The organism is Nocardia asiatica NBRC 100129 (genome assembly GCF_000308415.1).
In the GTDB taxonomy this organism is placed as follows: Bacteria; Actinomycetota; Actinomycetes; order Mycobacteriales; family Mycobacteriaceae; genus Nocardia; species Nocardia asiatica.
Window position 1 is genome coordinate 1 of sequence record NZ_BAFS01000406.1, and the last position, 11,187, is coordinate 11,187.

The window sequence follows — 11,187 nt, forward strand, 5'->3', positions numbered from 1 at the left end:
ACCTGTATTCGTTCTCGTTCGCGCCCTACCGCAGTCACCGCATCCGGTATCCGCGCCAGAGCGAGATCTTGGACTACCTGCGAGATGTCGCCGCGGACCGTGGCCTGGCCCCGCATCTGATGTTGAACACGGCGATCATCGAGGCCACCTATCTGGAGAACCGGGGCCGCTGGGAACTGCTCACGTCCTGCGGACAGCGGGTGCTGGCCGATGTCGTGGTCTTCGCAGTGGGCCAGCTGCACCGGCCGAAGATCCCCGATATCGCGGGCCGGGTCGACTTCACCGGCGCGTCCTTCCATTCCGCCCGCTGGGACCACGACCAGGACCTGCGCGGAAAGGACGTGGCCGTGATCGGCACCGGCTCGAGCGCGGCGCAGATGCTGCCGTCCCTGGCCGCGACCGCCCGCCGCGTCCGGGTTTTCCAGCGCACCCCGCACTGGGTGCTGCCCAAACCCCCGGACGACTTCGGACCGCTGGCGCGAGCGGCGTTACGGCTGCCCGGCGCCCACGGTCTCTACCGCCGCGCGCTCTACTACGGTGCGGACGTCGTACTGGCGCCGATCATGCGCCGGGGCTGGTCGGCCCGGCCTGCCGAGTGGGCCGCTCGTCGCTACCTGCGCAGCCGGATCTCCGACCCGGGTCTGCGCGCGAAGCTCACGCCCGACTATCCGATCGGCGGCAAACGCATCGTCTTCGACAGTCACTACTACTCGGCGTTGACCCGCGACAACGTCGAGTTGATCACCGCTCCCATCACCCGGATCGTCCACGACGGCCTCCGCACCGAAGACGGCGCCCACCATCACGCCGACGTGATCGTCTACGCCACCGGCTTCCGCGCCCCGGAATTCCTGGTCCCGATCACCGTGCGCGGACGCGGAGGAGCGCTCCTGCACGAGCAATGGCGCACCGGCGCGGCGGCGCTGCACGGGGTGGCGGTCCCCGGCTATCCCAATGCCTTCCTGATCGCCGGACCGAACAGCTTCAACCCGGCGGGCAGTAACCCGGGGATGAAGGAACTCCAGATCGACTACATCATCCGCTGCCTGCGCTGGCGCGACCGGATCGGCGCGACCGCCATCGAAGTCCGGGCGGCCGCGATGCGGGCACACCAGCAGTGGATCGAGCGAGCTGTCGCGAAGACGGTGTGGCCCGGCATGCGGACGTGCTGGTACAAACACGACAGCGGGCGCGTCACCAATCCATGGCCCGCCTCGGCCCGCGCTTTCGAACGCGCCTTGCGGCGGCCGCCGTCCGCATCCTTCCGCGCTGTCGCCCTCGCTCCGGCGACGACGGATCGAACGTCGCCGGAGCGAGGGCGACAGCGGAAGACGTCCGCCGGGCCGGTGGAATCGGGATCGGAAGCGTCCGAAGTGCTTCGCGCCGACTGAGGCTCGAACCGCTACTGTCCCGGCTCGGTCGGCGCAGGCCCGGGTGAGACGGATTCATAGAGGGCGATGTGCCAGGCGGAGCCCGGCGCCGGGTGTATGACAGCGCGTCGTTCGTGCGGTCCGGTGACCGGTTGCCGCACCTGGAACCCACTGGCGCGCAGCTGATTCGACACGGCGTCGAGGTCGTCGACCTTGATCGCGAGGAACGGCGTGTCGTCGTCGCGGTCGGTGCCCGCGAGCATGACACGGACGCCGTTGCTGTCGAACTGGGCCCAGCGGTCGCCGTCCACGACGGTGGGCCCAGCACCGAAGACGGCGGTCAGCAGGGCCACGGCGGCGGGCAGATCGTCGGTGGGGAAGGCGGGGCCGATCCGCTGGATGGTCATCGGTGCTCCCTGGCGGTTGGTGGTGTCGGTTCGTTCCTGGCGTCCGCGGCGCGAATCGCCGCGTATGCGGCGGTATTCGCGCGCAACGCCTCGGGCAGGTGGGCCGCCATGCTAAGGAAGCCGTGGAACATGCCGTCGTAGCGGTGGATCTCGGCGGCCACGCCGGCTCGCCGCAGCCGCTGCCCGTAGCTTTCGCCCTCGTCGCGCAACGGATCGAATTCGGCGGTGACGATGAACGCGGGCGGCAGTCCGGACATCTCGGCGCGCAGCGGGTTCGCGTACGGGTCGGCGCCGTCGTGCGAGCCCAGGTACTGACTCCAGTACCAGCGCAGGTGCGCGGCGGTGGTGAAGTAGCCCTCGGCGTTCGCGCGGTAGCTCTCGGTGGCGCAGGCCGGGTCGAGCATGGGATACAGCAGCAGTTGCCGGGCAATCCCCGGGCCGCTCCGATCCCGTGCCATGAGGGCGGTCACGGCGGCGAGATTGCCGCCCGCGCTGTCCCCGGCCACGACGACGCGTGCCGGGTCGCCGCCCAACTCCTCGGCGTGGCCCGCGACCCAGCACAGTGCCGCGTACGCGTCCTCGGCCGCGGCCGGGAATCGGTGCTCGGGAGCCTGCCGGTAGTCCACCGACACCACGATCGCCTCCGCTGCGGTGGCCATGGCCCGGCAGAACTGGTCGTGACTGTCGAGGCCGCAGATCACGAACCCGCCACCGTGGCAGAACACCACGACCGGCGCGGGCCGCGGCGCGCTCTCGGGTCGATAGATCCGGATCCGGACCTCGGGTGCGCCCGGCGGACCGGGGATGAGCCGCTCGCGCACCTGCGCGACGGGAATCGGCTCGACGGCGGGCGCGGGACGAGCGGCGAGCAGCCGCCGCGCCTCGGTGGCGTCGAGCACTCCGGTGCCCAACGCGGGGAACGCGGCGGCGGCGGCATCGACGATCACGCGCGCCTCGGGTGTCAGCGGCATGCGGTTGTTCTCCGGCTACCGCACGGCGTCCGGCGGCAGGAACTTGCCCGCCGCCAAGCCGCCATCGATCGTCACCTCGGCGCCGGTGATGTAGGCGGAGGCATCGGAGGCCAGGAACGCGACCAGTTCGGCGACCTCCTCCGGCACGCCGGTGCGCTGCAGCGGCAAGGACGGGAAACTGCCCGGCCCCGTGGTGAGGTACGGGACCACCGGCGTCGCGATCGGACCCGGATGCACCGAGTTCACGCGAATTCCGGCCGGGCCCAGTTCGAGTGCGGCGGTCTTGGTCAGGCCGCGCAATCCCCACTTCGACGAGCCATAGGCGGAGTGCCCCATCAGCCCTTCGAGACCCGCTTGCGAGGAGATGTTGACGATCGAACCGCCACCTGCCCGCGTCATCGGCCCGACGGCCGCCTGGATACCGCGGAACGCGCCGACGAGATTCACGCGCAGGATCCGCTCGAACTGCTCTGGCGAGGTCTCGGTCAGCGGCTCGGCGGTGTAGACGGCGGCGTTGTTCACCAGGACGTCCAGTCTGCCGAACGCCGAGATGGCCAGGGCGACAGCGGATTCCCAGTCGGCGCCGCTGCCGACATCGTGCCGGGCGAAACGAGCCGACTCGCCCAGCGACTCGGCCAGCTCGGCGCCTTCGGCTTCCAGGACGTCGGTGATCACCACGCGAGCGCCGCGCCGCACGAACAACCGTGCTTCGGCAGCGCCCTGTCCCCGGGCGCCGCCCGTGATCAGGGCGACCTTCCCGTTCAGGTCAACCATGTCGAACTCCTCGATGTGTCGGCGATCGCCGGGGTCAGCTGTTACGGAAGTGGGGGATGACCTTCTCGCCCCAGTGCCGGATGGTCTCCAGGCAGGCCTCCTGCGGCACGGTGCCCATCTGGATGAGGCAGAGGATCTCGTCGGCGCCCGCCGCCTGCAGCCGCTCGACGTAGGCGATGGCGTCCTCGGGGCTGCCGTAGGCGTGCTCGACGTTGAAGACCGAGGTGGCGCCGGTCTGCACCGGGATCTTGGCCTCGTGCAGGTAGGCCACGTGCTCGTCGGCGGCCTGCTTGATCGCGGCGACCTCGTCGGCGTTCGGGTCGACGGCCTCGTCGGGCGCCGGGCCCGCGCCGTAGTAGTGCTTGATGGACTGCGCGAAGAAGCGCTGCCCGCGCGCGCCGATCCGCTGGGCCTTCTCCCGGTCGTCCAGGACGATCGTCGGGCACAGCGCCGCGAAGTGGTCGTTCACGACGGTGGACACGAAGCGCTCACCGGTGCGGGCCGCGATCGCCTCGTCGTAGGTGCGCCGCAGCTCGGCGATCTCCTCCACACCCGCGAATCCCAGCACCAGCGCGCCGATTCCGTAGTCGGCGGCCATCTTCAGCGTGTCCTTCTTGGTGCAGGCCATGAACAGCGGCGGATGCGGCAGCTGCACCGGCCGCGGCAGCAGCGAGTGCGGTGAGACCTGCAAAAGCTCCCCGCGGTACTCGAATTCGGCTTCCGGGTCCTGCCACGCCGCGCCGATCATCCGCAGCGACTCCTCGACCTCCTGATAGGTGCGCTCGGGGTCGACACCGCACATGGAGGTCTCGACCGGCGTCGCGCCGCGGCCCGCGCCGAGGTCGAGCCGGCCACCGGACAGCACGTCGAGCATTGCGGCGCGTTCGGCCGCCCGCACCGGGTGGTTGAAGTTGAACGGCATGCACACCACGCCGTGTCCGATCCTGATCCGCTCGGTCCTGGCGGCCACCCAGGTCAGGAAGACCTCCGGAGCGCTCATGTGCGCGTACCACTTCAGTCCGTGGTGTTCCACCGCCCAGACGGTGTCGAACCCCATCCGGTCGGCGAGCACCGCCTGCTCCACGCAGTCGCGCAGCACTTGGTGTTCGTGCTCGCGCGAGGGGTCGGCCATCTGGGCTTCGAAGATCATCGAGAACTTCATCCGGTCTCCTTTTCGATCGCCCGATCGGGCGGGTTGCGGTCGGTCGGGGTGGTTGGTCCCGATGTGGGACAGCCCCGGCGCGGTATGCCTGATCGAAATATGACCGCCGGAACATCTCTGGTCAGGAGCTAGTCCCGGTGGCCGGGACCGTCCGGTGCCGGAGGGTCGACGGGCGTCCTAGCGTCGGTGAGCAAGCGACGGTCAGAGAGGACGGGAATCGGTGGGACAACTCGACGGCAAGGTGGCGCTGGTCACCGGCGGGGCGCGCGGGATGGGCGCCGAGCACGTTCGGCAGTTCGTCGCCGAAGGCGCGCGAGTGGTGTTCGGTGACGTGCTCGACCAGGAGGGGAGGGCGCTGGCCGCGGAACTGGGTTCCGCCGCGCGCTACGTGCACCACGACGTGACCAGTGAAGCCGATTGGTCCGCCGCGGTGTCCGAGGCGGTCGGCCACTACGGACGGCTCGACGCGGTGGTGAACAACGCCGGCATTCTGCGGTTCGTCCCGATCGTCGAGATGACCCTGGCGGATTTCACCGCGATCATGGCGGTCAACGTGACCGGCACCTGGCTCGGCATCAAGACCGCCGCGTCGGCGCTGGCCGAGACCGGAGGTGGCGCGGTCGTGAACGTTTCCTCGGTGGAAGGGTTCGTCGGCGCCGCCGGCCTGTCCGCCTACAGCGCGAGCAAGTTCGCGATTCGCGGCATCACCAAGTCGGCTGCCCGGGAATTGGGGCACCTGGGCATCCGGGTCAATTCGCTGCACCCCGGCGGCATCGCCACACCCATGACCGCGGCAGTGGCCGGAGCCTCCGGCGTGGACGGCGACGACTTCTTCGCGAGCCTGCCCATTCCGCGCTGGGGACAACCCGTCGAGGTCTCGCAGGTGGCGGTGTTCCTCGCCTCGGACGCGGCCAGCTATTGCACCGGAGGCGAATTCGTCGTCGACGGCGGCATGCTCACCGGTTGCGGCTACTGAGGGAAGCGACGCGATGACTCAGGAATTCGAATTCGACGTGGTGGTGGTCGGTTCCGGCGCGGCGGGCATGACCGCCGCCCTGACGGCCGCCTACCGCGGGCTGTCGGTGACGCTGATCGAGAAGAGCCGATCCTTCGGCGGCTCCACCGCACGGTCCGGCGGTGGTATCTGGATCCCCAACAATCCGGTGTTGCAGCGCGAGGGCGTGCCCGACAGTCCCGAGCTGGCTCGAACCTATCTCAAAGCCGTTGTGGGCGAGCGCGTTCCCGAAGCCAAACAGCGGGCATTCCTCGACCGCGGCCCCGAGATGATGCGCTATCTGGGCGCTCGCAGCAAGTACTGGGAGTTCGTCTACGACCGCGGCTACTCCGACTACCATCCGGAGTTCCCCGGCGGCCTGGCCCAAGGGCGCAGCATCGAGCCCGCGCCGCTCGACGGCAGGCTGCTCGGCGGCGACCTGCACAAGATCAACCAGCCGACCATGTCCGGCCCCAAGGGAATCGCGTTCACCGTCAGCGATTTCCACGACTTGAACATGATCGCGCGCACCTGGGCGGGAAAACGGACCGCGCTCAAGGTAGGTGTGCAGGCGGTGCGGAACAGGCTACGGGGGCGGTTGCCGCTGAGCCTGGGCAAGGCGCTCGCGGCCCGGCTGTGGTTGTCGCTGCGGGACGCGGGTGTGCCGGTGTGGCTGAACACGCCGCTGACCGACCTGATCACCGAAGGCGACGCGGTCGTCGGCGTGCGCGCCGAACACGACGGGACTCCGGTGGTGATCAAGGCACGCCGTGGCGTGGTGCTGGCGGCGGGCGGCTTCGAGCACAACCTGCGGATGCGCGAGCAGTACCTCAGCGGTCCACAGTCCACCGACTGGACCGTGGGCGCCACCGAGAACGTGGGTGATGGCATCGTCGCAGGCCAGAAGGTCGGCGGCGCGGTCGATCTGATGGACGACGCCTGGTGGGGCCCGTCCGTGCGCAACCCCGGCGGGCCGCCGTTCTTCTGTCTGGCCGAACGGTCCCAGCCCGGCGGCATCATGGTCAACCACGCCGGTGCGCGATTCGTCAACGAGTCGGCTCCGTACGTGAACGTGGTGCACACGATGTACGAGCGGGAAGCGGCCGGTGTCGGACACATTCCGGCGTACTTCGTCATGGATCAGCGCTTCCGGGACCGGTATCTGTTCCTCGGGAACTTCCCGAAACGCCCCCTGCCGCAGAAGTATCTGGACGCCGGAATCGTCCGGCAGGCCGCCACCCTCACCGAACTCGCGGCGAAGATCGGTGTGCCACCGGCGAACCTGACCGCCACGGTGGAGCGGTTCAACCGTTTCGCCCGCACCGGTCGCGACGAGGACTTCCGGCGCGGCGACTCCGCTTACGACCGCTACTACGGAGACCCGACCGTGCGGCCGAATCCCTGTCTTGCCCCGATCGAGCAGGGCCCGTTCTACGCGGTCGAGATGGTCCCGGGCGATCTGGGCACCAAGGGCGGCTTGGTGACCGACGAGCACGCTCGCGTCCTCGACGCGGACGACCGGCCGATCACGGGCCTGTACGCGGCGGGGAACAACTCGGCGTCGGTGATGGGCAACGACTACGCCGGTGCGGGCGCGACCATCGGCCCGGCCATGGTGTTCGGCTACCTCGCCGCCGATCACATCGCCGGCATTGAGCCGCGCGAAACCACGAGCCCTCCTGCCTCCGTGGCGGCCGAGTCGGAAGGAACGCGTTGATGGGACGGGTGGACGGCAAGACCGTGATCGTGACCGGCGGTGCGCGGGGAATGGGCGCGGCCTTCGCGCGTCGGCTGGTCGCCGAGAGCGCCACAGTGGTGATCACCGACGTGCTGGTGGACGAAGGTGTCGCGCTGGCCGCCGAACTGGGCGACGCCGCGACCTTCGTGCCGCTCGACGTCACCGACGAGTCGGCGTGGCACGACGTGGTCGCCTACGCGGAGAAGGTTTTCGGGCCGGTCTCCGGCCTGGTCAACAACGCGGGCATCGTGCACGTCGATCCGATCGAGCAGCTGTCGGAAGCCGACTTCCGCAAGGTGATCGACGTCAATCAGGTCGGGGTGTTCCTCGGCATGAAGGCGGTGCTGGGCTCCATGCGCCGGGCCGGCGGCGGCTCCATCGTCAACATCTCCTCGATCGGCGGCCTCATCGCCTTCTCGAACATCCTCGGTTACACCGCGTCCAAGTGGGCCGTGCGCGGCATGACCAAGACCGCGGCGCAGGAATTCGCCGCCGACGACATTCGCGTCAACTCGGTGCATCCCGGTGTCGTGGTCACGGAGATGACCGCCGATTCCGCGCGCTCGCAGGGGATGTCGGGCAATCAGCCGATCCGCAGGCCCGGCCGCCCGGAGGAACTGGCCAACCTGGTGCTGTTCCTGATCAGCGACGAGTCGAGTTTCAGCACCGGTTCGGAATTCGTGGCCGACGGCGGCTACACGTGCCTGTGACAACACCCCACAGAACGACCCGGCGGGCCCACCGCCGAGCGAGACAAGGAAATCAACCGTGAAGAACTTCGAGGGCAGGACCGCGGTGATCACCGGCGCGGGCGCCGGGATCGGCCGGGCGGTCGCGGTCGAACTCGCCCGGCGCGGCGCGCGGCTGGCGCTGTCGGGCCGCAACGTGGACAACGTCGCCGAGACCGCGGCGCTGTGCGGCAAGGAAGGCGCGCAGGTTCGCGCCTACAAGCTGGACGTGACCGACCGGGAGGCCGTCTATCGCCACGCCGACGAGGTGGCCGCCGACTTCGGCGGGATCAACCTGGTCGTCAACAACGCCGGGGTCTCGCTGACGGCGAACGTGGAAGAACTCAGCTGGGCGGATTTCGAATGGATCGTCGGCATCAACTTCTGGGGCGTGGCCTACGGCACCAAGGCGTTCCTGCCCCACGTCATCGCCTCCGGTGACGGGCACATCGCCAACGTGTCGAGCATGTTCGGCCTGGCCGCGTGTCCGAGCCAGGGCGCCTACAGCGCGACGAAATTCGCGATCCGCGCCTTCACCGACGCGCTGCGGCAGGAGATGAACATCGCCGGGCACGCGGTGGGCGTCAGCAGCGTGCACCCCGGCATGATCAAGACCGAGATCGCCTGGAAGGCGCGTGCGGGCGGCGACCGCGATCGCGACGCACTGGCCGCCAACTTCGACCGCCTCGCAAAAACCACCCCCGAACACGCCGCACGGGTCATCGTGAACGGCATCCGCAAGAACAAGGCGAAAATCCTGATCGGCACGGACGCCCACGTGATCGATTGGCTGCCTCGGCTTTTCGGCGCTGGTTACCAGAAGATCCTCACCGCTCAGATGAAGAACGAGGTCGCGTGACATCGTCCTCCGGGAGCGGTCGCGTAAGCCCGCTCAGAGCGCTTGTCGAGATGAGGCGCGGCGTCCGACAGGGGCCGCTGCGAGCACAGCGAAGACAGAAGCGACAGCCGATGGGGTGGCTGTGACGATTACAGAAGCGGCAATGGTGGCACTGGAATGTCATGCGCACTCGTACTCGTGTTGCGTTGTGGCGCAAATCCCGCTCGCCGGTCGGTAGGGCCTGAGTGGACGTCTACGCCATGGGCGCTGTGTTCGCCGAGCATGAGCGCCCGCAGTAGAGCGAGGGATGTCGCGAAGTGCTCCAGGCTTACGCCCCGTACGAGCGAAGAACGCGTTTGAGGACTTTGCCGCCTGCGTTGCGGGGGAGCGCCCGCACTATCTCGATACGACGCGGGACCTTGTAGCCGGCCATTCGGGTGCGGGACCACGCGATGATCTGTGCCGTGTCGATTTCCACGGGTCCGTTCGGGACGACGAAGGCGCAGCCGACTTCGCCGAGGCGGGCGTCGGGGACGCCGACCACCGCGGCTTCGGCCACGGCGGGGTGGGTGCAGAGGATTCGTTCGATCTCGGCGGGATGGACGTTGAACCCGCCCACGATGAACATGTCCGCGAGGCGGTCGGTGACGCGTAAGTAGCCGTCTTCGTCGAGGGTGCCGACGTCGCCGGTGTGCAACCAGCCGCCGGAATCGATGGCGGCTTCCGTCGCCGCCGGATCTTCGAGGTAGCCGTGCATCACGTTGGGCCCCCGAACCACGATCTCGCCGGGCGCACCGGTCGGAACGGCCTGGCCGGAGCTGTCTACCACGCGAATTCGCACGCCGGGCAGTGCTTTTCCGACGGTGTCCGCGAGGAGATCCGAGGGTGCGTCGGGCGAGCAGATCGTGGCGGCGCCGGTCGACTCGGTCAGCCCGTATCCGGTGAACACCTTGTCGACACCCAGGTCGAGGCGGATGCGCTGCACCAACCCGCGCGGCACGTCGGAGCCGCCCGTGCCCGCCAGACGCAGTGAACTCAGGTCATGCGCGCCGCGCCGGTGGTGGGCGAGCAGGTCGTGGAAGAGCGTGGGCGGCCCGGTCAGCACGGTGACGCGCTCGCGCTCGACGACGCTGAACACCTGCTCCGGATCGAATCGGTCCATCGGCACCATGATCGCGCCGCGCAGCAGGCAGGCGATGACCCCCGCTTTGTAGCCGAAAGTGTGGGAGAACGGGTTGACCAGCATGTATCTGTCGTCTTCGGCGAGAGTGACCACATCTGCCCAGCGCGTGTAGGTCTCGATCGTCTGCCGGTGGGTGGCGGGCACGCCTTTCGGCACACCCGTGGTGCCGGAGGTGAACAGGATGTCGGCAACAGAGTCCGGCGCCACGGACGAACACCGCGCCTCGGCGGCCTCCACGCCGACACCGAGGCCGAGCGCGAGAAACCGGGACCACGAGCGAACATCGGTCTCGTGTGCCGGGACGTCATCGAGAAGAACCGTCATACGCAGCTGCGGCAGTGCCCGTCCCGATTCGCGCAGCATCCGCGGGTAGTCGTTGCCCAGGAACTCGCGCGTGGTGAACAGGATGCGGCACCTGCTGCGCGCGAGGATCGCAGCCGCCTCGGGGCCGCGAAGCCGAGTGCTGATCGGGACGAGCGTCGCCCCCGCACCGAGCACACCGAGCGCGGTGATCACCCATCGCGCGGTGTTGGGGGCCCAGAGCGCCGCCCGATCACCGGGCTGCAGCAGCGATCCCGCCATCGTCGCCCGGGTGACGCCTCGCGCGGCGGCGGCGAGTTCGGCGTAGGTGAGCCGCGTCTGCGGGGTCACCACCGCGATCCGCGCACCGTCGCGCCGTGCCCGGTCGGTCAGCACCGCCGGAATCGTCGCGAGTTCACCGGTCGCCCCGCGCCGTCGATCCATGGGGTGATCGTGCCGTACGAGCACCTCCGCCTGTACCGATCACCGCTACGTGTCCCGCTGACCGGGCACGCTCTCTCGCCGAGACGCGCCTGCTCGGCCTTGCGCGGGGCAGACACCGGTCGCCCATTCGAACGTCCTGCTCAGCGGGACCACGGCTACGGCGGATGATCGCTCGCACGGCAGGCTCGAATCGGGCCACAGGTGTGCGCGCCACGGTTTGTACCCGGCGGGACTCCGCCCGGTACGAGTGCCGAATCGACCCCCAGCACGTTCAGTGA

General features: G+C 69.1%; 10 protein-coding genes. 5 read left to right on the plus strand and 5 right to left on the minus strand.

The features are described 5' to 3' along the window. A partial coding sequence (locus ON27_RS30580; RefSeq protein ID WP_051047135.1) for a flavin-containing monooxygenase occupies positions 1–1,391 on the plus strand: 1,391 nt, incomplete at its 5' end. 11 nt (positions 1,392–1,402) lie between these two features. Here the strand turns inward: ON27_RS30580 and ON27_RS30585 are convergent. The 4 genes from ON27_RS30585 to ON27_RS30600 are packed head-to-tail and all read right to left on the minus strand — an operon-like array spanning position 1,403 to position 4,684. Then, entirely contained in the window at positions 1,403–1,777 is a 375-nt protein-coding gene (locus tag ON27_RS30585; protein WP_063711397.1) for a VOC family protein, read from the minus strand. Further along, entirely contained in the window at positions 1,774–2,748 is a 975-nt protein-coding gene (gene lipP1, locus ON27_RS30590) for a LipP1 family hormone-sensitive lipase (RefSeq protein ID WP_051047136.1), read from the minus strand. The genes ON27_RS30585 and lipP1 overlap by 4 nt, the downstream gene beginning before the upstream one ends. Positions 2,749–2,763: 15 nt before the next feature. Beyond that, the gene (locus ON27_RS30595; protein WP_043735524.1) at positions 2,764–3,522 is read right to left on the minus strand and encodes a glucose 1-dehydrogenase; all 759 of its coding nucleotides are present in this window, start codon (positions 3,520–3,522) and stop codon (positions 2,764–2,766) included. A 34-nt stretch (positions 3,523–3,556) separates the two neighbouring features. Beyond that, the gene (locus ON27_RS30600; RefSeq protein WP_043735526.1) at positions 3,557–4,684 is read right to left on the minus strand and encodes an LLM class flavin-dependent oxidoreductase; all 1,128 of its coding nucleotides are present in this window, start codon (positions 4,682–4,684) and stop codon (positions 3,557–3,559) included. A 220-nt stretch (positions 4,685–4,904) separates the two neighbouring features. On the opposite strand from ON27_RS30600, the gene ON27_RS30605 reads away from it, so the two are divergent. Genes ON27_RS30605 through ON27_RS30620 form a run of 4 tightly spaced genes read left to right on the plus strand, consistent with a single transcriptional unit; the run spans position 4,905 to position 9,003 of the window. Next, positions 4,905–5,660 (plus strand): glucose 1-dehydrogenase, encoded by a 756-nt coding sequence (locus ON27_RS30605; protein ID WP_043735527.1) that lies wholly within the window; start codon positions 4,905–4,907, stop codon positions 5,658–5,660. Positions 5,661–5,673: 13 nt separating this feature from the next. Next, positions 5,674–7,395 (plus strand): 3-oxosteroid 1-dehydrogenase, encoded by a 1,722-nt coding sequence (kstD, locus tag ON27_RS30610; RefSeq protein ID WP_043735529.1) that lies wholly within the window; start codon positions 5,674–5,676, stop codon positions 7,393–7,395. Continuing rightward, positions 7,395–8,126 (plus strand): glucose 1-dehydrogenase, encoded by a 732-nt coding sequence (locus ON27_RS30615; RefSeq protein ID WP_043735531.1) that lies wholly within the window; start codon positions 7,395–7,397, stop codon positions 8,124–8,126. The genes kstD and ON27_RS30615 overlap by 1 nt, the downstream gene beginning before the upstream one ends. Before the next feature lie 58 nt (positions 8,127–8,184). Further along, a complete protein-coding gene (locus tag ON27_RS30620; protein ID WP_043735533.1) occupies positions 8,185–9,003 on the plus strand; it encodes an SDR family NAD(P)-dependent oxidoreductase in 819 nt (272 codons plus the stop codon). 307 nt (positions 9,004–9,310) lie between these two features. On the opposite strand, the gene ON27_RS30625 is transcribed toward ON27_RS30620, so the two are convergent. Continuing rightward, a complete protein-coding gene (locus tag ON27_RS30625; RefSeq protein WP_051047137.1) occupies positions 9,311–10,909 on the minus strand; it encodes a FadD3 family acyl-CoA ligase in 1,599 nt (532 codons plus the stop codon). Between the last annotated feature and the right edge of the window lie 278 nt (positions 10,910–11,187).

What these genes read in the sequence shown, in the direction of transcription:
- ON27_RS30585 (WP_063711397.1), bottom strand. Translation starts at nt 1,777, where the DNA reads ATGACCATCCAGCGGATCGGCCCCGCCTTCCCCACCGACGATCTGCCC.
- lipP1 (WP_051047136.1), bottom strand. Translation starts at nt 2,748, where the DNA reads ATGCCGCTGACACCCGAGGCGCGCGTGATCGTCGATGCCGCCGCCGCC.
- ON27_RS30595 (WP_043735524.1), bottom strand. Translation starts at nt 3,522, where the DNA reads ATGGTTGACCTGAACGGGAAGGTCGCCCTGATCACGGGCGGCGCCCGG.
- ON27_RS30600 (WP_043735526.1), bottom strand. Translation starts at nt 4,684, where the DNA reads ATGAAGTTCTCGATGATCTTCGAAGCCCAGATGGCCGACCCCTCGCGC.
- kstD (WP_043735529.1), top strand. Translation starts at nt 5,674, where the DNA reads ATGACTCAGGAATTCGAATTCGACGTGGTGGTGGTCGGTTCCGGCGCG.
- ON27_RS30615 (WP_043735531.1), top strand. Translation starts at nt 7,395, where the DNA reads ATGGGACGGGTGGACGGCAAGACCGTGATCGTGACCGGCGGTGCGCGG.
- ON27_RS30625 (WP_051047137.1), bottom strand. Translation starts at nt 10,909, where the DNA reads ATGGATCGACGGCGCGGGGCGACCGGTGAACTCGCGACGATTCCGGCG.